General features: G+C 53.4%; 10 protein-coding genes. 1 reads left to right on the forward strand and 9 read right to left on the reverse strand.

Features of this window, described 5'->3' with window-relative positions:
• The 9 genes from B1748_RS15820 to B1748_RS15865 form a co-directional block, all read right to left on the reverse strand.
• On the reverse strand, positions 1 to 633 hold a 633-nt coding region (locus B1748_RS15820), incomplete at its 3' end, for a transposase (RefSeq protein ID WP_256975705.1).
• A 505-nt stretch (positions 634 to 1,138) separates the two neighbouring features.
• Positions 1,139 to 1,930 carry a hypothetical protein gene (locus B1748_RS15825; protein WP_087568903.1) on the reverse strand — a complete coding sequence of 264 codons (792 nt, stop codon included), beginning with the start codon at positions 1,928 to 1,930 and terminating at the stop codon, positions 1,139 to 1,141.
• Positions 1,931 to 2,501: 571 nt separating this feature from the next.
• On the reverse strand, positions 2,502 to 3,206 hold the full coding sequence (locus tag B1748_RS15835) for a ferredoxin reductase domain-containing protein (protein WP_087569047.1): 705 nt from the start codon (positions 3,204 to 3,206) through the stop codon (positions 2,502 to 2,504).
• A gap of 286 nt (positions 3,207 to 3,492) precedes the next feature.
• The gene (locus B1748_RS15840) at positions 3,493 to 7,506 is read right to left on the reverse strand and encodes a glycoside hydrolase family 2 protein (protein ID WP_087568904.1); all 4,014 of its coding nucleotides are present in this window, start codon (positions 7,504 to 7,506) and stop codon (positions 3,493 to 3,495) included.
• A gap of 53 nt (positions 7,507 to 7,559) precedes the next feature.
• The gene (locus tag B1748_RS15845; RefSeq protein WP_143810306.1) at positions 7,560 to 10,214 is read right to left on the reverse strand and encodes a glycoside hydrolase family 2 protein; all 2,655 of its coding nucleotides are present in this window, start codon (positions 10,212 to 10,214) and stop codon (positions 7,560 to 7,562) included.
• Positions 10,215 to 10,235: 21 nt separating this feature from the next.
• Positions 10,236 to 14,984 (reverse strand): S-layer homology domain-containing protein, encoded by a 4,749-nt coding sequence (locus B1748_RS15850; RefSeq protein WP_143810307.1) that lies wholly within the window; start codon positions 14,982 to 14,984, stop codon positions 10,236 to 10,238.
• Positions 14,985 to 15,000: 16 nt separating this feature from the next.
• A complete protein-coding gene (locus B1748_RS15855; protein WP_087568907.1) occupies positions 15,001 to 16,575 on the reverse strand; it encodes an extracellular solute-binding protein in 1,575 nt (524 codons plus the stop codon).
• Between the two features lie 51 nt (positions 16,576 to 16,626).
• Positions 16,627 to 17,508, reverse strand: a complete 882-nt coding sequence (locus tag B1748_RS15860) for a carbohydrate ABC transporter permease (protein WP_256975706.1) — start codon at positions 17,506 to 17,508, stop codon at positions 16,627 to 16,629.
• 20 nt (positions 17,509 to 17,528) lie between these two features.
• Positions 17,529 to 18,524: an ABC transporter permease gene (locus B1748_RS15865; RefSeq protein WP_087568909.1), complete on the reverse strand. Its 996-nt coding sequence runs from the start codon at positions 18,522 to 18,524 to the stop codon at positions 17,529 to 17,531.
• 228 nt (positions 18,525 to 18,752) lie between these two features.
• Here B1748_RS15865 and B1748_RS15870 point away from each other — a divergent pair, with 228 nt between their 5' ends.
• Positions 18,753 to 21,080 (forward strand): helix-turn-helix transcriptional regulator, encoded by a 2,328-nt coding sequence (locus B1748_RS15870; protein ID WP_179215610.1) that lies wholly within the window; start codon positions 18,753 to 18,755, stop codon positions 21,078 to 21,080.
• The last annotated feature ends 7 nt before the right edge of the window (positions 21,081 to 21,087 follow it).

Consider the following 21,087-nt stretch of genomic DNA (forward strand, 5'->3'; position numbering starts at 1 on the left):
GAGCATGTGACCAGCAGTAGATGGTTGTACGGAGGTACGAGCGTAGAGTCCATCGGTCTCAACCGAAGCGAGTGCGAGTTGGTATATCGCACGATGGCTACGTTTTAAATGTTGAAGGACCCGGATCATAGCATGTTGAATCAAGCGATAGGTGCGCGGCTTCGAGAGTGCGGGATTTGAGGCAAACGAGTCGATGATCCATTTCTCCGAGTGATCGCCCCAAAGGCCATGGCTGTACATTTGGGCAAGAATGTAGAAGTGGCAGGCTTTAAACATGGCGGTTCCCATACGTGAGCGGTCCAAGCCAATCGTACTGTGATCAAACCCAAAGAAGTCGACGGGCAAGCCTAAGAAACGCTTAATGAACAAGTCGCTAATTATGCGCTCTTCCACCTGGCGGTCGGAAAGACCGTAGTATATCTGAATGAGATGGACTTTAAGCTTCAGTGAAGGCGCATACGGGTGCTGTCCGCGCCCCGAGTAGAGCACGGAGCACAATGAATCTGCAAAAGAAAAGTCTATCTTCTTCTCTAAGTGACTCCAAAAAGGATGCTCAGGAAGCTTGGAGTATACCATCATATCTGCAAAAGACATTTGATCGAACTCTTTGTAACGCACACGTCTATTCAACACAGCACAAACCCCCGGCCCAAGTATATCTTCCATTATACCTGGGTTCGGGGGGGATGGACTATGGAATTTCAGTTTTTCACAATGAATAGACAGCCTCCTAAGGTCCGTTAGCGAAAGTAGAACGTTTCCGTTAGATTTGTTTGAGGTTAAAAATCGGACAAATAGAGTCACTAGTGTCTGTTAGATTTTTCAACCTGTTGTTCACAAGTCTAGGGGTTGTATCATTTCCTAGAGGCATCAAGACCTATCACCACTATATAAAGAGCAAAAAGAACTTTATTCGGCATAAAAATTGAAAACCTCAAGCGGACATGCGCTTGAGGTTTTCAAAATAAGTAAATGTGTATTTAAATCGATCAACGCGTTCTCATATCACGTTTGATCTCAAGTAGTTTCACTGCTTGTATACCTGAACGTAATATAGGAATGAAAAACAAGGATTTTCTCTTTAATGGGATTATTAGATAAGTCAACAGCCACTTGAGGGCAACCGGGTGTCATTTTCTTATATCTTAACAATCTCCACTGGTCGGTTACTGAATGATATAAATGCAATCGATAAGGCTTGAATGATGATCACCACAATAGACACATCAAAACGATTGAACATGAAAATTAAAAGCGGGGAAAAAATGACCAGAATTATAGCACCCCAACGTCTTGCCCCTTGTTTACCCATTTCACGTCTGATAAGAAAAAAGATAGCACTGAAGACGAACGTTGCAGCAACAAACAATGTGATTCCAAAAAGAGAAATATTAAACTGAACCCATAAGTTTCCTCCTTGTCTGACTAGCTTTATAATAAACACGATATACAAGACAAGTATACCAATTAACAATATAGGCCATAGCGGAGCATATAGCCTTTTTATGTAATTCAACCATTCGCCATTATCTTTGTACTCCATCATCGATTCCAACTGCCGAGTGAGCTTATCCACTTCATTCACAGTCAAAACCTGAAGAGAGTGCAGAAATGCCGAGTCGAGATGCTTATAATAATCTCGAACTACGGTGCGCTGCATCTTTGTCAGGTAGGGACCGCATTCCCCCAGCAGTGTATACATATGCCGCTTGCTCTCCTCATTCTTCAGATGAATCACACTCGCAATGGCTAATTCAAGCTTTGTAAACAGTCCCATTTTCAGCTGAACGGTCGCCAACTTGTCCTGCTCTTCACGATCGATCATGCCTTTAAACTGCTTGTACATCCAGATCAATATCGTGCCAATGATCGAAATTAAAAGAGTCTCTGTTGTATTTGCTTTTATAAACGCAGCCAAATCTGCCCACATGAATATGTCCCGTCCTAGTCCTATCTGTAATGTGATAACAATTAAATGGCAAGAAGTTCGTACGATCTATCCGGATCAATACGTTTTGTTTGTAATTCTCAAGTCCCATATCGAAGATAACATGTAGTACATCGATGTAATTGCTCTCTTTCGGGCCATTCAAGACCCTTCTGAGACAACCAAAGAGCTTTTGAAATGTAAGAATAACAATATTCTATCACACAGGCCAAGAAACAATCGCTATTTAATTAAAAAGCACCCTTTCTATAGGATACGATAATATGCAGATCGAAGATATCGACAACCTGCTACAAACAAATTAATGCTACTTAATTGGATTAGATATTCCGGATTGCGGCAGCATGATCATTGACTTACAACGGATTGACTAAGCGACATCCGGAACTACAATCCTTCTGAATAACAGCGGCCATTCGTGAGCGGCAGAAACGCAAGTCCTAAAACTAAATAAGGAACAAAACGGGGGGCGTCCAGAGGTCAGTTTTCACTGACTTTCTGGATAGCCCCCTACATTTTTTAGGCAATGAAATTGTCCTGTTTTAACTAATCATTAAAATGTTAAAAAATCGGGAAGTTGACGTTCATGTTTGTCGAGCATGATTTGTTCGGCCTTTATACCTTGCTCGCGCAATACTTCAATATTTTGCACAAGGAATTCGTCACTGCCCACAACATAGAACAGTCCCTCCTTGTCGGCAGCAAGATTTTTCACTTCATCGTAGTAGTCTTTGCGATTATCTACGAAATGTGCTGTGAACTTCTTGTCAGGTGCTGATTCAAAAATAGCAGTGAACAAGTATTCTTTCGAAGAATCTATGTTCAGAGAATGAATTTGATTAACATTGTCCGCATGTTCGAAATAGTCAAGTACAAGAGGTCTAAAGGTTGCAAGGCCGACGCCTGATGACAGCAAATAAACATTTTTGTTTTCTCTTTTAAGCGGCACATTGGAATGAGTTTTAAATATTGCAACTTCATTGCCGACTTCAAGACCTCTTAGAATGGTTTTAAACTCGGAACACTGCTCTCTAATTCGGGTTGTGATTCCAATTGCATTTTCGTATGGTAAAGTGGAGATTGACATATGGCGAATTAGGCTGCGATTTGGTTTATCTCCGGCATTAAAACCTTTCAGTGCGAAGTGGGTGTGAGAACCCTCTTCCCATGTAAAGTCTTGCGGACAGTCGAGCAGATATGTTTTAACCTCGGGCGTCTCTTCAACAATTTTATTTATTTTAGTCCAGTATATATGCACCATACAGTCTCCTAACTTATAAAATAGGGTTCGTTACTATCTACTATACAATAATTGATAACAATTCTCAATTAAAATAACCCCGATTTCACCTGCAAGAATGTTACATCAATAAGAATATGGAGCGTCCTCAAACTTCAACTATTTATTTTTGAGACTTATTGGACAGCCCCTTGATCCTTGATTTTTAATCAGATCGGATATCATGGCCCTCATGGCAATAAAAATGTACACGCCATTAGGGTGACTTGATCTAATCGCAAGGAGACGAACAGACAAGCATACTTCATTTTTCCCCGCTACCATTGCTTATACCGTTGCCTTCGCTCTCCAACTTGCCCTCGTCGCCCCCCTTGCTCCCATCGCACAGCTTGCCCAGCTTATAGCGAATGAGCTGGTCCAGCAAGTAGAGCCCGGCGACATTCTCGTAAGCATCATGGAACAGAGCAAAGTAATTGACAATATTCGGTTCGTTGCTGGAAGCCGTGCTGCTCAGGCGCAACGTCGTTTGCAGCAGGCTGCCGCCCCTGTCCCCGACCGGAAATTCGGACAAGCAGGAGGAGGCATGGTAGCTGCGCGGCTCTATGCGCAGAACGGCCGGCGTCTGGGGAGCGGCATTCCGTTGTTCAAAGTAGCTGCAATAGTCAAGCGCATGGGTTGCCGCCAATTCCCAAAATTGCTGCCCCGCATAACCTTCGTGAGGGAAATTTGCCAATGCGGGATGCGCGGGTTCGGGAATGGCGACGAAAGACCAGACGTTGAAGGTAGCATTAGTCGCTGCAATCGGTCCGCCCTCATGGCCGGCATAGAGCACGCTTCCGCCCTCTGCCAGATAAGCGTCGAGCCCCGGCGCCCATGCAGTTGCCACGATTAAATCCGGGTGCTGCCCCAACTGCTCGCCCGCGCCAGGATTCCAGGCGGTTATCCAAGGATAACGATTGTGCAGCTGCAGCTCATCGCCAGGATCATGCGCCTGCACCGCCAGCTTGGCTTGACCAGGCTGTTCATAGGCTGAGGCATTTGGCAGCGGCTCGTTCGGATAGCCCCATATTGGCCACTCGTTGGTAAAAATATGATCGGTCATGCCCGGCGTGTCGCTGGAATTCCTTCCGCCGGCCGTCGATGCCCGCAGCGACAGCCGCAGCGTGTATTGCACAGGCTCTCCCCGTTCCGGCAAGGCAATGGAGAGGGCGGGCAGTGCATATACATTCCCGTTCAGCAAAGGAAACTCGCATAGACAAATTCCGGACGCGACGGTAACCTGCGCACTGCCAGCCGCAGCATCCGCTCGGATCGCCTCCACAGCGCCCGCCCCCGTCTCCGCACTCGCAGCCTGCATCTGTCCGCCGCCCTTGGAGAGAAGCTGCCATTCCAGCGTCGCATGCTCCAGGTCGAGGCCGTTGTAATGGCTCAGATGCGGCGTGCCTGTGAAGTGGGAGCCGTTCCATACATTGTGGGTGTGGCGGTCGAGCAGCAGCACCGTTTCCGCCGTCGATTCTCGCCATTGCAGGGGCGCATATTTCAGCTGCATATTATCATCGTAGAAGCCCGCCTGGGTCTGGGGAATATCGCGAATATGGGTTATGAAGAGCGCCGCGACGTTCGGGCTGAGCCTGGAGGCTTCGATGTAATGTTTTTTGGCCATCAGCGCATTGGCTCGGGAACTCTCGCGGAAGCGCCGGATCTGTGCCGAACTGAAGCCCTGCTGCTCCAGAATCGCGTTCGGATCGTTGGTCTGGAACAGGGACCACCACCAGGGAAGCTGCCCGCCATGGCTTGCCTTGATTGCCTCGGTGTCGCGAATGGTGTCCGTATCGGCATATTCCCCCAGAATCAGCGGCTTGACACCCTGCTCCCCTCGCATGCGCACCCATTCCCGAATGACCGCATCGAACTTGTTAAGCTGATTATAGGGATGCGTGGCGTAGAAGTCGCCATAAAGCGTCACGCCAGTGGTGCTGTTGTCCAAATAAAGCCGGTTTGGGGCGATTTTTTTGCCCAACTGGTACATTTCCGCCATCAAAGCATCTATTTCAGGTGTATACGTGTGCATCTCGCAGTTAAAATCCGTCATAATTACAGAGGGATGGTTGCGGTCCTTGATCAGCATTTCGGGAATATGCCGCCTGACTCGCGTAAAGAATGCCGGTGTCGGCACCGGGTTCCAGATCGGGTATTCAACATAGGCATACATGCCGAGCCGGTCCAGCTCATCCAGCACGTAGTCCGGCGGATCGAACAGGCAAAACTTGATCGCATTAAAGCCGGCCGCCTTCAGATCGGCGATTTCAGTCCGGACCTGTTGGACGGTTGGCTTCTCGGCAATAGTCTCCCAATAAAGGCCCCAATGCAGCATGCCGGTCAGTTGTACGGGGATCCCGTTCACCAGCACCTGATAGCCGGATACGCGCACTTCACGCATGCCAAAATCGGTGGACTGCCAATCGACCGCATGGCCGTTGCTCATGAGCGTTACAGTGGCTGTATACAGAAAAGGTTGGGCAGGCGACCACAGCCGCGGCTTCTCCATCGGCACGAGAAGGGTGACGGTGCGCCGTTCGCCGGGCAACAGCAGCAGCTCGCAACGGCTGGTCCCTACAACTTGTTCCTCGCCCCGCGCCGCCACTTCCGCTTCAATGGCGACCGCGGCAGGCGAGGCTTGCTTGTTGCATAGGGTAACGATAGCCTCCGCCCGGTCGTTGCCGATATCCGGATTCATAAATAAATGCTCCATGTACAGAGGCGCTGTCGCTTCCACGTATACGTCCTGCCACAAGCCCCCGTAATTCAGGCCAATCGAGTCCTGCAAGAAGCCGGCTGGCGTTTCCTTGATCGGAATATGCCCATGCCCGTCTCCGGTCCGCGGGTCATACTGGTCGGTTACGCGCATGACAAGCTCATTGGTTCCGCCAGCATCAACAACGGACGGAGGCAGCTGAAAGCGAAAAGGGGTGTAACCGCCTTCATGGCTTCCGATAAAATAGCCGTTCAACCAAGCCTCTGTCCGATAATCGGCAGCGTCGCAGTGCAGCCATTGGATGGCGCCTTCCGCCAATGCTGCCGAAGGCAGCGCGGTCCGATACCAGCCTACGCCATCGAACCGCAAGCTGTCCGTGTAGCTGGATGCCAGCTCGGAGCCGAGATGGACCTCAATCACCAGCTTGGCGGCGGCAATATCGGCAAGGGCAGCTTCCTCCAGCTCGAAGTCGGTGCGTTCATAGTATTTTTTCTGGTTCGGGGTATAGAGACCGATGACAGTGCTTAAATCGCAGTTGCCGTCATCATGCTTGTACTCCTGCCATTGCATAGTAGAAGCGGATTGCACGAGCAGCCGCATATGCCAGTTCCGGTCGGGGAGCAAATCCCAGGTTTCCAGGTCGTGGGAAACATAGCTATGCCGGCCTGACGGATGGGCGCTGGCGAGCAAATCCAGCGATCCGGGCGCGAGATTGCCGGTATTGGCAATGGTGGAGTCGAGAACGACCGTATTGGCGCCTGCCTTAAGATAGCTGGCGGGCACGGTGAATTCCAGCCAGCAACGCTCTTCGCCAACAACGGCGTTCAGCGAGCAGGTAAGCCATTCATGGCCGTTGATTTTGGCTTGGACGAATTTGTTGTTCACATGCTCATACGTAAAATGGCCTTCCCATACGCCGGGAACCTCGATTGGCTGCCAAGAGGCGTATGCCTGGGTGGAATATTGCAGCCGTACACGCCAGTTACCGTCTGCCACAGGCTCCCAGGCTACGCCGTCCTGGCTTGTGCAGGCGCGCGCCCCGTTTGCCGCCGGGCCTGATCCCAGCAAGTCGAGCGAGCGGGGGGAGCGGCGGCCTGAGCTGGCAACGGTCGAGCTGAACATGATTTCGTTGGTTCCGCAAACCAAGTCCTCATTCACGACCGGCAGTTCCACCCAGTGATCGCCATTGTTCATATAAGGCGCGAGGTCGACCGCATGCCATTGTCCGGTATTAACTTTGACCAGCACATAATAGCCGTCCGCGCCTTCGGCTTGGGCAAGGCGGTCTCCTACATGCAAATGGGCCAACAGCTTGGCATAGCGAATCTGGCCGGCCGCGGAAACAGGGATGTCCAGCCTCATGCGGGCATAGCGGGGTATGCCGGTTTCTTGCTGGAGCCCGATAATCGCGGAGAAATTGGCATCCCCAGAATCGTAGCGGATCAGGGTAGCTTCGCCAGCGACATCCGGGAAGAACTGCCAGGTGCCATTGAGGCTCGTGCGCGCCCGGCTCGTAATCGCCTTACTGGCGTGCGCATTATTTGTAGTTGTCGTGTTCGTCAACAATAGTTCCTCCTATGCAAAAGATGTGCAGCCGGTACCACATCGTGCGAATGTTATCCACATTCCGCTTTTATATTAAACCCTTCCAATTGCACATCACCCGCGGACATTTCCGCCGAGCACGCCACCAGCACTTCTTCCCCTGGCGCCAGCACAAGGTGGTTCGGATAGAATGCTGCCGCATCGCCTTCGCCGGTATGCGTGAGCCATACCCCGATCGCCGCTTCCTCTCCTGTGTTGCGCACCACAAGCGTATGAGCATCGCGACTGCGAAGCTCCACCTGTGTTCCACGCAGCTCGCGCAGCGGCGCAAGCGGGTAATCGGCATCGACTGTAAACAGATACGTATTGCCTGCCCCGGGTATCGCTAAGCCATCCCGCTCAAGCTCCAGCCGCAGCAGGAATGCATTCGACTGGACAGATGGCATTGCGGCCTGAACGCGACACACCTGATGGACACCGGCGGCAGCATCAGCCTGTGCCACCTCCGCGCCGGCTTCATGCAGCACGTCACCGCCCAGCCCAATAAGCCGCACGCTAACCTTATAGTCGCCCGCTGCCAAATGCTCATTATGCAAAAATACCTCTGCAACGAACGTCTCCCCGCTCCGGTAGCCAAGCTTGCCATACTTCGCGGACAGGAACAGCGGCGAGAACGCCCGCTGCACCGCATAATAGGCCGGCTTCGGAATGCCGCCGTATTCCAGCACGGAAGTATTCGCGAAATTCGGGTAAGGCTCGTTGCCCATCCAGATCAGGAACCCCGAGCTCTCCGGCTCGCGCCTGCGCACGGACTCGATCGCATAGCGCAGCGACTCCGCCTGGATGTAGCGGCTGGCAAGGGCATACCCCTCCAGCTCATCCTGCTTCTCGTCCCAGGGACCGAACAGCGACCCCAGTTGCTCCCACTGGATCCACCATGCCCCGCGATGGAGCCAGAGCGGGTTGGAGGCGGTAGGCGGCCAGGGCTGATGCTGCCCTGCAAGCCGCCGCATCCGCTGCGCTTGCAGGATGCCTGGCGTGCCCGTCTCGGTGCGAATCAGGGCGTCATCCTGATTGTAGTAGTCATAATGGGTTCCCTCGCCCAGATACAGCCATGGACCGTGTACATCATGATGCAGCCCTTTGCCGAAATTGCCGAACTCAGCCGTGAATGTCGGACCCGAGGCGCTGGCGGGCAGGAAGCGGCGGCCGCTGTCGAGCTCCTCGACTACGCGCTTCAGCATGCGAATGTTCGAATGGCGCTCGTCGATCGGCACGAAGCCCTCCATCATCAGTTCATTGCCCCCGCACCAGATTGCCAGGGACGGATGGGAGCGCTTCTCGATGACCGCCAGGCGCGCCACCTCCTCCAGCTCTGCCAGCAGCATCGGATCATCGGGCGGGGTGTTGTCAATGCCGCTGGAAGACTGCAGCAGTTCCTGCCAGACCAGCAGGCCAAGCCGGTCGCAGGCGGCATAAAATTCCGGCTTCTCGATAATGGCGCCGCCCCATACGCGTACCAGGTTCGCATTCATTTCCCGCAGTTGCCCCAGCTGGTGCCCGTATTGTTGTGCAGTAATCGCACCGTGAAACGGCGTTATCGGCACCCAGTTGACCCCGCGCATGAAAATTCGCTTGCCGTTCACAACTATCGTATACGGCAAGGCGCCCGCGGGCGCTCCTTCGTTCTGCTCCCATGCGATGGTGCGAAACCCGACCTTCCGCTCCGATTCTGCGCATAGCTGACCGCTCGCATCATATACGGACAGCTTCACCTCATAGAGCGGCTGCTCCCCATAGCCTGCCGGCCACCAAAGGCTGGCACTGGCCAGCTCCAGATGCTGCTCCAGCTTGGCCAGGCCGTAGCCCAACTCCGCTGCCGTCCGCCGCTCGGCGATGGCTTCCCCTTCCGGGCCATAGACTCTCGCCGCCAGCGTATACTCCCCAGGCTGCCGCACATCAAGCTGTGCAGAGCAGGTGAGGGTGGCAGCCCGCTCCCGCGGGCCGCCCTCCTGTGCCGGCACTGCCTGTGGATAGAAGTCCGCAATGCTCACATCGCCATGGGCAGCGAGGTATACACTGCGCCAGATACCAGACGAAACGATGCGCGGGCACCAGTCCCAGGCGTAGTTGTAGCGCGATTTCAACGTACGGATGCGGCTGGAATAGCCAACCTGCCCGTCGACCTCGGGTGTTCGCGCAATGAATACTTGCAGTAGGTTGGGACGCGCACTCTCGCCACCATCGCTATCCTCGGCTCCAGCGCTCCTCCCATGCCGCCCGCTATGCCCGGTGTGCTCGCCTTTGCCGCGCAGCCGGCCGGAGACGTCGATTCTGGCCGGTTTGAACATCCCTTCAAAGCTGGCAAGCCGCTCGCCATTGAGATAAATTTCCCCGGCGTAGTCAATGCCCTCGAACACCAGCTCGCATCGCTGCCCCAGACAGGCCTCGTCCATGGCAAAGCGCTTCTCCAACACCCACTCCCGGTTGTTCACCCACTCGTTATCGCGGCTGTTCAGCCCGATATTCGGATCGGACACAATGCCTGCCCGCAGCAAGTCCTGCTGAATATCGCCAGGCACGGACGCCGCCACAGCAGGCACAACCGGAAGCAGGCTCAAATTAAGCTCCATCGACCGCGACATATGCCATTGGTTGCTATACCATCCGGTAAGCGTCCAGTCATTGCCGTCCAGCGGCAAACGGCCATCTTTCAACTTGCTCACTCCCTTTCTTCGCTTCTCTGCCTATTCCAAGCTCTTATAAATGTTGTACAAAAGCACCGCGGCCTGGGCGCGCGTCAACTGTTCGCCCGGGGCGAATTGCCCGCCTGGCTTGCCATGGAGCAGCCCGGCTTGCCGCAATTGCTCTACCGCTTGCTGCGCATAATCCGCTACTTCGCTCATATCCTGGAATTGCCCCGCTACCTCGCCCTTGGCCGCTGCCAGTTTGGCCTGGACCGCGGCCAAGCTGCGGCTGATCATGACTGCGGCATCCTGCCTGCTGACCGATGCCAGCGGGGCGAAGCTGCCCTCCTGCTTCCCTGCTACAATGCTCCACTGCGCGGCAATAGCTACAGAATCAGCGAACCAGTCCGAGCTGCGCACATCGCTGAAGCTTGCGGCCTGTTCCCCTGCTGCCTCGCCAAGCTGGAACAACTCAACCAGCAGATGGGCAAACTCGGCGCGATTGACCAGACGCGCCGGATTGTAGTTGCCGCCGCCGACACCGGAGACAATGCCCCGTGCAGCCAATGCCTCGATGCTCTCCGCTGCCCAGCCGGCATTGCCCAGATCGTTAAAGCTTACCGAGCGGGCTGCTACCCGGAAACTTCCGGGGTGGTCAAATGTAAACGCCGCGATTTGCTCTTCGCCATCATAGAGGCTGCGGACTGGCCGCTCCTCGCCGCCGTCCCCTTCTGTTACAATAATTTGGTGCAACTTCTTATTCCGCCCTGGCTGGTAGGGCAGCCTTGCTTTGTATCCCCAGCGGGTGTTGCTGCCGCCGAGCGAGGCGCCATCCGCTTCCATCTGAATGGTGACGGAATCGCCGTCCTTCCCGATCCGAACTTGCACCGTTTCTTGCCCATCCGCCAACGCTTCGAGCCAAGCTTCGTTCGCCAGCTCTACCGTTAACAGCGGTGTCTCGATCCTGACAGGCAAGCCGCTCTCCTGCTGCAATTGCCTTAGCAATTGGCCTGGAAGCTCGATTAGAATGTCGTCTTCGCCATCAGGCGCCTGAATCGTAACCCCGTTGGCAGCAGCGGCGAAGGCTTGCTCCAGTTTATCTTCGCTAACAGCCGTACCCTTCAGCTTGATTACGCCGCCGGCCACTTGCTCCTCGGACTGCCCGCTGCCTTCCTCACCCGTATTCTCATTGCCTGTACCACCGGTACCGCCAGTACCACCCGTACCGCCGTCGCCTCCTGGACCGCCGGTTGAACCCGGAGTGATATTGCTGACGGTTGCGGTTGCACTGCCTGCATTGCCTGCGGCATCCGCGAAGTGGAAGGTGAAGCTCCCGTTTGCAGTGAAGGTATAACGGAACGCGCCGCCGTTATTCGTGACGGATACCGGCTCGTCGACGATCAGATAGGCATCAACAGATGTTGCGTTGGCGGCAGTTGTGCTGTAGTGCACGGTAGCCGTCGGGGCAGTCCTGTCGATCTGATTGATCGTAACCGCCTTTACCATGGACCGCCCGCCATCGCTGGCGACAGCACGGGCGTACACGACTGTATTGGCGCTAATGGAGAGCGGACCAGAATAAGCGGTCCATGCCGTCTCGCCTGCCAGCCGGTATTCCAGACTCAGCCCCGGTGCTGAAGGCAGCAATTCTACGGTGACATTCTGGTTCGTCGGCAGCAGAGGGTAAGCCACTGCAATCGGCATCGCCGGCGGGTTGTCGCCTGGCAGCCCATGCGGGTAATCCACAATATCACCCAGAGCTGCGTCGAGCTCCAGCGGTGATTGGCCTACAAGGCTGCCGGTCAGTGTAACGGCCTCCCCTTCGCCGTCTAGCGCCAGATTAAGCTGCCGCCCGCGAATCATCAGATTTTCGACACCGCCATCAGCGCCGAAAATATTGACAAACTGCGGCTTGCCCTTATCTAGCTTGTAGCCATTCTTAAGCAGTACCGTATCAATCAGCATCCCTGCGCCAAAGACAGAAGGACGGACGCCTGTCGGACGCGGCGGATGGCTGACATCATATTGCTCGGCAAATTCATAGGCGCGCACGACATCGCGCATAGAAACCTCCAGCACTTGCTGCGCTTCCTCCAGATAACCTTTCTCCAGGAAACCGTAAATCAGGAAACTGATATTCGGGTATTTCGGCATCCCCATGCCTGCGAAAGACTTGTTCACATCATAATCGTTGTAGAAGCGATTCATCAGACTAGCGAGATAATCGCCCGACAGCAAGTCGACATAGATCCCCTGAGCAACCCAGAGCGTCGTCCCCTCATGGCGAATTTCGCTATCCAAGTAATAGTATTGATTAGGCAGCGAGGTCGGAGTCTCCCAGAACCATTCCAGGCTATCGGTATAGAATTGTTGCCTGGTGGCTTCCCAGTCCGCCGCTTCGTCCTCTAGGCCGAGGATTGTTGCAATGTCCCTTGCGTGCCCAAGGTCGATGAGGCCCGAGAAGACGAAATCCGCATCGCGCTCATACACATTGTTCTTGTTGGCTGGCAGATAGATCCAGCGCGGGTTGTCAATGCGCCAGTTCAGATAGCGCTTGAGTGCCGGATACACATCATGCAGCGATTGTATATCCCCCGTCAGTTGGTACAGAATCATCGCGGTCTCCGCCTTGCGCGACGGCAAGCTCTCTCCGCCCAGCATGCCCTCATCATCGACCAGGGACATCATCCCCTTGTAGCCATCCCACGCCAAATCCGGATCAACAAATGCATAGAGTTGCATCGCCAGAAAGCTCTCCCAGGATGACGCATATTTCGCTTCCTCTGCCCCGTCTCCCCACATCGATGGTTTGCCGGTAGCAAACTGGCTGTACAGGAAGCCGCCCTCCGGCATCGCCGGCAATATATTAGCTGCGAGGAATACCCAGGCGCGATAATAATCCAGATAAGTCCTCTCTGCCGTAACGCCTAGCGTATCTGCGATTTCAAGTTCAAAGTTGTACGGGTGCGGCACCTTTTGCAAATAATCGTTCCAGAACTGCTCCGTCTCAGCATGCTTGAGGTCGATATTGTCCTGAACGAATGGCGCGCGCGCCAGTTGCGTGGCCTGGGCTGTGCCGGTTCGCTGTGGCGAGAAGGCGATGGTGACCGCCTCGCTTGCACCATCCAGCTCATCGAGCGGAATATCCAGGCTCCAGTAACCTTCGGCAATCGCTGTGTCGGCGGCTAGCCCCGTCAGCAGTTCGGGGCGGGTACGATAGCGCTTGGCTTCGACCGGATAGTTGCCGCCGAGGGAAATAGCCAGCGCATAGCCTGTGCCTTCCACGGTCAAGGTACGTTGCGCATCGTTCCATTGTAGCCTGCCGCTATATTCCCCGCTGAGCGTGAATGTTTTTCCCGCCAGCCCCCACTGCCCCGGTTCTTCTCCTGGTTCCTGCGGCTGCTCTTCAATACCGTTAAAAATTTTCAAATGGTCAAACGCGGTCGATCCCTCGATCGTGAACAGTATGACTTCAAATGTTTTCTCGCCGGACCAGCCAGTCAAATCGGAGATATTGTAACGCTGCTTGCCGCTTCCGTTGCCTAAGCCGAGCTGCAGGTCGACTGCCTGGCCGTCATTGACCTTAATCGACCATGTGCCCTGCACGCCGCGCACATCCACTTCAATGAATGGCGTCTCATCCAGGTCGACTGTAACCGAGCGGCGAATGCCTGCCCAAGGATCGCCGCCAGGCTCGATGCCAAGCAACAATCCGCCATTGTCTACCGCCAAATTAGCGTTCGGGTCCGGGCGCCAGTTCTGCTCGATCGCAGCCAGATCATCGAACGGTTCTTCGAAGCTGACTACCGGGCCTGGCGCCGGCTCTCCCGGTCCTCCTCCGTTGCCCTCTCCTGGCTCGGGACGCTCGCAGAACGTCATCTTCCGCGTCACCGTATCGGTATCGTAGAAGAAATCCTCTACTGCCACCGAGACTCCATCCGGATAGTCCGCCGAATAGGCGATCTGGTGCGGATACCACTCCGTCGTATAGGAAGAGGCTGATTTCAACTGTCCGGCAACGCCGAGAATGCGCAAATTATCCACAGTCGTCCGGCCGTTTACGGTAAAGATGATGATGGTGAACGTCTTCGTGCCCGACCAGCCGGTTTGCTCCTTGATATCGAACAAATACTTGCCCGACTGCGAGAAGTTGTTGACCAATTCAATATCACGCGACAAGCTGCCGTCGTTGAGCTTCAACGACCAGGAGGCGCCCCCGGCAACTTTCGGAATGTCGATCTCAATATATTGGGATTCATCCAGATCAATTGTTACCGACTTGCGCATGCCGCCCCATGGGTCGCCGCCGCTGCCAGCAAGGCTGATATGCATCGCGCCATTATCAACAGCCAAGTCGACGTTAGAATCCACCACCCAGGAGGAACGAACCTGCTGTACATCATCAAAGGTTTCCTCGAAGGCGGTTAACAAAGAGCCCTGGATATCCTTCTTGTAGTAGAGCCCCAAGGCATCCGACAATTCGAACACGGCGGGGCCGGTATAGTAGCCGATATTAAGCGGCAATTGTGCGCCTGTGCTGTATTGATACGGATTCGTATTGAAATGGTCATAGCCGAAGCGGTAAGGATTGACGATCAGCCGGCTTTCCGGCAAGCTGAGCCAGCGACGCTGATCGGGGCCCGTATCCTGCAAAGTATCGCTAAGCGGGACAGGGAACTGCGGGCTGATGCCCGCCAGTTCCGGTTCTCCGTTGCCGTTTGCAGCCGCAGGAATGGCTACACTTGCAAGGAGAGAGAAAGATAATGCCAATGAGACCAATGGTTTTGTGCCTGGCCACCTTCTAGTCATAGTTTCACTCCTTCGATTATTTTTGGGTGAATGCCTCGTACTGCTGCCTGATTTCCTCGACAATTCGATCCATGCCGGCAGCATTCACTTGCTCTACCAGTTGGCTGTAATATTCCTTCGGATCAAGCAATCCGACCGATAACGGCTGATTCAGCGTCGTCAGGACGGAGTTCAATTGGGCGATTTCCGTGTTGAGGCTCGTCAAATCAGGGTTGAAGCCCGAGCTGACCGCACGCTTGAAGGTATCAGCATTGCGAGCCATCTCGAAATATTTTTTGTCGTCCGGATGCATATGGCTCGGCATTCTGACCAGATCCGGGCGCCATGTCATTACATAGCCGGGGAACTCATAGGAAGTGCCTTTGATCACTTGATAAGCGTCCTCGCCGACAGCCTCCCAGTGAACGCCCTCAATGCCGTATTCCAGCAAGTCGTGGTTCTCTTTGATTGACAGCCAATCCATGACCTCGATTACCTTCTCCGGATGCTCGGAGGATGCAGGGACAGCAAGGAAGTTCCACTGCTCGAAGCGAGAGATCGGCTTGACACCCTCGGCCTCAAGCAAGATGAATTCCAGCTCGGCGCCTTCCACCTTCTCCATCAGCGGCAGATATTTTAATCCTTCCACACCCGTGGCCTCATAGATCGTAGCCGCGAACTGCCCGTTGTTGAACAACTCCACACTGTTCTGCTCCTGCAGCAAATTGCGGTCAAGAATGCCATCATTGACATATCGGAAGATCCGCTCCATAGCTCCTTGCAAGAAGCCGATCTCGAAGTTGGACAGCACCCGGTTATTCTTCACATCAAGCGAAACCTGGGAGCCCAAGTGCTCATAATTATGGTATTCGCCGCTATAGTTATGCGGGTCGAACATCGCAGGCAAGTCATTCGCATAACGCCCGTCGATGCCGAATGGAATGAGGGCCGGCTCCTTCTCCTTCATCAAGTATAAAAACGCTTCCAATTGCTCGACCGTCGTAATTTCCGGGAAGCCGTGCTTCTCGCGCAGATCCTTGCGGATGGTGAAGCCGCGCCAGTTGCCCTGGGTCGTGCCGAGCGGAATGCCATAAATTTGATCATAGAACTTGTTCTGCTCCCACATCAGATCAGGAATGGACGCCAGCAAATTCGGGGAATTGGCAACATATTCATCAAGCGGAATGATCGCCTTGTCTGCAATCATCGGCTCGATATGCAGCCATTGAGCCTCGAGGAACATGTCGAATTTCTCGCCGGCCGTAGCCCGCAGCTGCGTCACTTGGCCGTAGTCATCCCACGGGATAAAGCTGATGTTCAGCTTCGCCCCTACGCCGTCCGCTTCCAGCTTCTTGTTAACCTCGCCAAGCACGCGGGCAAAATCCTGCGGCGTATCTCCGGGGAAATACGCAATCAGTTCAACAACTCCCTGCGGCGACGGCGTCTCCGGCTTTGTTCCCCCATCGTCCTGGGCATTCGTGCCGCCAGTCGACGGCTGCTTGCCATTATTCGGGCCGCCGTTGTTGTTACTGCATGCGCTAAATACAAGGACTATGGCCAGCATTAACGCTGCCAGCCTGCCTCGACTTCTCCATTTGGTTATCTTTGTCATTTTTTCAACCCCTCCAGAATGAATATAGATGAATAGATTGTTGCCGCTACGCTAACCTTTCACTGCCCCAATCGTCAATCCCTTCACAAAATAACGCTGCATATACGGATAGAGCAAAATAATCGGCCCGATTGTAATGACCGTCATCGCCATCCGGATGCCCAGGCTCGGGACATTGACGGTCGCTGCTCCGGCAGGAATCAGGTTGCGGGCGGCCATCATATTGGAGATCATCCGCCGCAGGAGCAGTTGCAACGGATACATCTGGTCATTTGCGAGAAACAACAAGCCGTAGAACCATTCGTTCCAATAGGCCAATGCATAGAACAACGCGACAGTGGCGATGATTGGCTTGGAGATCGGAACCATAATAATCGCGAAAGTTTTCAGTTCATTGGCCCCGTCGATCCGCGCCGAATCTTCCAGTTCTGCAGGCAGCGTACGGAAAAAGCTGACCATAAGGAAAACCAGGAACGGCTGCAGCAGCGCCGGCAAAATAATAGCCCACAGCGTATCCGACAGCTTTAACCAATTGCTGATCAGAATATAGAAGGGGACCAGCCCGCCATTAAACAGCATCGTAAAATAAACGAAGAAGGCGAAATGGTTGCGCAGCCGATTGCGCTTGTTGGCAATCGAATACGCGAGCAAAGCGCTGATCGCCACTCCTAGCGCAGTACCGACGACGGTAATGAAGCTCGTTACGCCATATCCGCGCAGAATGGTGCTCGACCGGAACAACACGCGGTACGCCTCCAGTGAGAATGCTTCGGGGAACAGCGAATACCCTTTTAACAGAATCTCCGTCTCGTTTGTAATCGAGCCCATCAGCATCATCCAGAACGGCAGGAAGCAGAACAAGGCAAAGACACCAATGAATACGTTGCTACACACAAGAAATAGCCGATCCATTCTCGATTCCTTAATTGACACTTGCTAACTCACCTCCTTTACTAAAATAATGATGATTCCTTGGAAACACGCCTGACAATCATATTGACAGTGAGAATAAGCACAAACCCCATCACGGATTGTGCAAGCCCGACTGCCGCCGACATCCCGAAGTTATTCAGCGTGCGCAAGGCGCGGAACACATAAGTGTCAATGACATCTGTCGTCGAATAGAGAATCGGATTGTCACCAAGCAGGGCATAGATCATTCCGAAATCCCCGTAGAAAATTCGCCCTACCGCGAGCAAGGTTAGGATCGATATCGTCGGAACGAGCATAGGCAGCGTAATGCGGCCCATAATTTGCCGACGGGAAGCGCCATCGATTCGCGCAGCTTCGTACATTTCGCCCGGGATGCTTGAAATCGTTGCCAAATAGATAATCGTTCCGTAGCCTGTCGCTTGCCAGACCCGAATAACGGTCAGAATCCATGGCCATAGCTCCGGGCTGAACATCCAGTCGACAGGCGGCAAGCCCAGCGCCTCCAGCCATACATTCATCGTCGGATTCCGTCCGCTCAGCATCGCGTTTACCATCATGCTAACGACAACCCATGACATAAAGAATGGTAGAAAAATGATAGACTGCGAGACACGCTTGTAATATTTGCTGCGCAACTCGTTCAGCAGCATGGCTGTCAGGACGGCAAAGAACGTTGTCGCCGTAATAAACAGCACATTGAGAAACAAGGTGTTGTAGACGATCCGCCCCATGTCTCCCGACTTAAGGAAAAACGTGAAGTTGCTGAGGCCTACCCACTCGCTGCCCATGATGCCTTCGCGAATGTTGAACTTCTTGAAAGCGATAATAATGCCGTACATCGGAATGTACGAAAATACCAGATACAGCAGCAAACCCGGAAGGGCTATAATATAGAGGAACGGGCTTCGCAACATATCCCGCCACAGGGGCGTCTTGCTCCTCCCCGGCTTGCTGCCCCGGCGTACGCCCGTACCCCTTTCCGCCAATGCAATCGTGCCTTGTTTATCCTTATCCATTCCTTTCCTTCACTCCTTCTCGCTCTCCTGGCTTTATAATCGCCCATGCAGAAGGTTCCGGCCAATATCCAGAACGTCTGAACATTACCAAATCAGCGGAAAATCAAGCTTCCAAAAACGATGATTGCTAATAAATTGACGGATCTGGCAGTAATTCGCACGAACCTCGCGCCTGATTCCGGCGCTTTATGCTATATTTTAATTGAGAATACGGTTGGGGGGCTGCCGATGCCAAGAATGCCAAAAAAGACAAAACAAATCTCCTTTATGCAGGTCATGAAAAATCAGAAAACCTTTATCCATATCCTGGTGTCATTTATTTTCGTATGTCTTGCCATTATGCTTGCCAGCATCCTGTTCTTGTACAATCAATTCTCCAAAGCAGCGATGAATGAAATTGGCAGCCATACGCAGAAACTCCTCGATGAACAATCCATCAATTATGCCGCGAAAATGTCCAGCCTGCTCGACTACATTCAGAAGGCTGTACATAATGAAGAGGTGCTTGGCTACGCCCTTGCCAGAGACAATGATCCGTTCCTGAATTATCAAGCATGGAGGAAGCTCAAGGAGCTGAAGGACAATCAGCCCATTATTGATTCCATCGTTATGCAAAACTATTACACCGGTAACATTGTCGATTCCAAAGTAGGGATTTATGGACGCAGCGAATATCCTGACCAGCAGCTGCTGACCGCCTTGGACCAAGAACAAGGCTTTCGCGGGCAAAGGCTGTATATACGGCGGGCGGATTATTATCGCAGCAGCCTGCGTTACGAGACGGATTATCTGTCCTTCGTTTCCTACTTCCAAGGCCAAGCTTCCGCCCTCGTGGTGAATATTGATATTAAAGCGCTTAAAGAATACTTTACACACGAGCGGCTGCTTGCCAGCAGCAATCTCTATATTCTGGACCGCGAGCAGCGCGTCGTCTACAGTCCCGATCCGGCACAATTTCAGCAGCCTTACCAACTTATGCGCAATAACACAGGCAATCGCTGGTACAAGGATCAGCAGCAAATGGTCGTCTATTCTCCGTTCTCTTTCTTTACGGCGCCTGGCTGGACAATCGTGCAAACGCTTCCGCTCGACTCCGTGCTGCACAACCTGTATAAGTTGCGTACGCTAACGTACTGGTTTTTCAGCATTATCCTTGCCGTTACACTGTTCGCCGTCTGGAAAGTGTCGCGCCGCATCTATAGACCGATCAAAAACTTGATTGAAGAGGCGGTGCATTTGCATCCCTCCGACGACGCCATTGCTTCTTCCGCCGACTTGGCTGTGCTGTCGCAGGTATTGCGCAGCCAGAAGCAGCAAATATCCAAATTTCAAAACAAGCTGGTCAAATCGACCAAGCAAGGCAAAGAAATTTTTATTCGCGACCTGCTGCATCGTCCTACCCACTACAGCGCTTCCTCGGCGGCCGCTTTATTCAAGGAATATGAACTGGCCGTTTCAATCAATCAACTTGTCATACTCGTATTTCGAATGGATAACTATGATAAATTCGCCAAGCAATTTCGTTATTCCGACCAGCGCCTTATTTATTTCGCGATATGCAATGTCGCCCAAGAGCTGATCAGCGAGGTTGCCCCTGTAGAAACAGTCGACATGAAGTCCGGCCATATCGTTGCAATATGCGAGGCCAGGGGTGGCATGGAGGACGATTTCCCGGCCATCGCCAGATCCGTACAAAATAAATGCGCCGAGCTAATCAAAATTTCGCTTACCGCGGCAGTCAGCCTGCCAGTCGATAACCCGAACGACCTGAGCAGCGAGTATATGCAGGTGCTTGAACTGACGAATGAGCGGTTTAAAGGCGGAACCGGAAAATGTTGGGTTAAAGGGGACGGCATAGCGGCGACGGAGAGCGAGTACAGCTACCCGGAAGAGCGCGAGCGGCAGCTGCTCAGCGAATTGAAGCTTGGCCATCAGAAGCAGGTTGAGCATCATCTGGAGAAGTTTATTGAAGCCATTCTGCCATTCTCCTATTCGGAGATTCGCCTCTCGCTCCTGAAGCTGCTGCTTAACCTGTCCAAGACCGCAGAGCAGCTAAATCTCGCACTGGACCACAGCTCGCTTGGCTCGCTCAAGCGGATGGAGCAGATGCTCGACCTGCTGGAGACGAAGGAGCAGCTGATCGAATGGCTGCACCTGACCTTAGGCGGCATCCTTGAGCAGTTGCAGCTGCAATCTGTTGCCGCCGGCCAGAACCAATTGATTGCGCTCATCCGGCAAGTCGTGCAGGAGCATCTGTATGACCCGAATTTGTCTACCAAGATGATCGCCGATGAACTGAAGTATTCCTCCACCTATATCAGGCAATTATTCAAAGACTTCTCTGGCCAATCACTATCGGAATATATCACGGATCTGCGGCTGAACGAGGTGAAGCGGCGGTTGACGGAGACGAAGCAGTCGATCGAGGACATTGTGCAGGAAACCGGGTTCTCCGCGGTCAACTCCTTCTACACCATCTTCAAGCGGCATATGGGAACTACCCCTAGCCAATATCGCAGGCAATGGGAGAACGATTCCGGGAAGGAATTGCCTTGAGCAGGCT

It is taken from the genome of Paenibacillus sp. MY03 (genome assembly GCF_002165585.1).
GTDB classification, from domain to species: domain Bacteria; phylum Bacillota; class Bacilli; order Paenibacillales; family Paenibacillaceae; genus Pristimantibacillus; species Pristimantibacillus agaridevorans.

Coding starts and splice junctions, on each gene's coding strand:
- B1748_RS15825 (WP_087568903.1), bottom strand. CDS start 1,930: ATGTGGGCAGATTTGGCTGCGTTTATAAAAGCAAATACAACAGAGACT.
- B1748_RS15850 (WP_143810307.1), bottom strand. CDS start 14,984: ATGACTAGAAGGTGGCCAGGCACAAAACCATTGGTCTCATTGGCATTA.
- B1748_RS15855 (WP_087568907.1), bottom strand. CDS start 16,575: ATGACAAAGATAACCAAATGGAGAAGTCGAGGCAGGCTGGCAGCGTTA.
- B1748_RS15865 (WP_087568909.1), bottom strand. CDS start 18,524: ATGGATAAGGATAAACAAGGCACGATTGCATTGGCGGAAAGGGGTACG.
- B1748_RS15870 (WP_179215610.1), top strand. CDS start 18,753: ATGCCAAGAATGCCAAAAAAGACAAAACAAATCTCCTTTATGCAGGTC.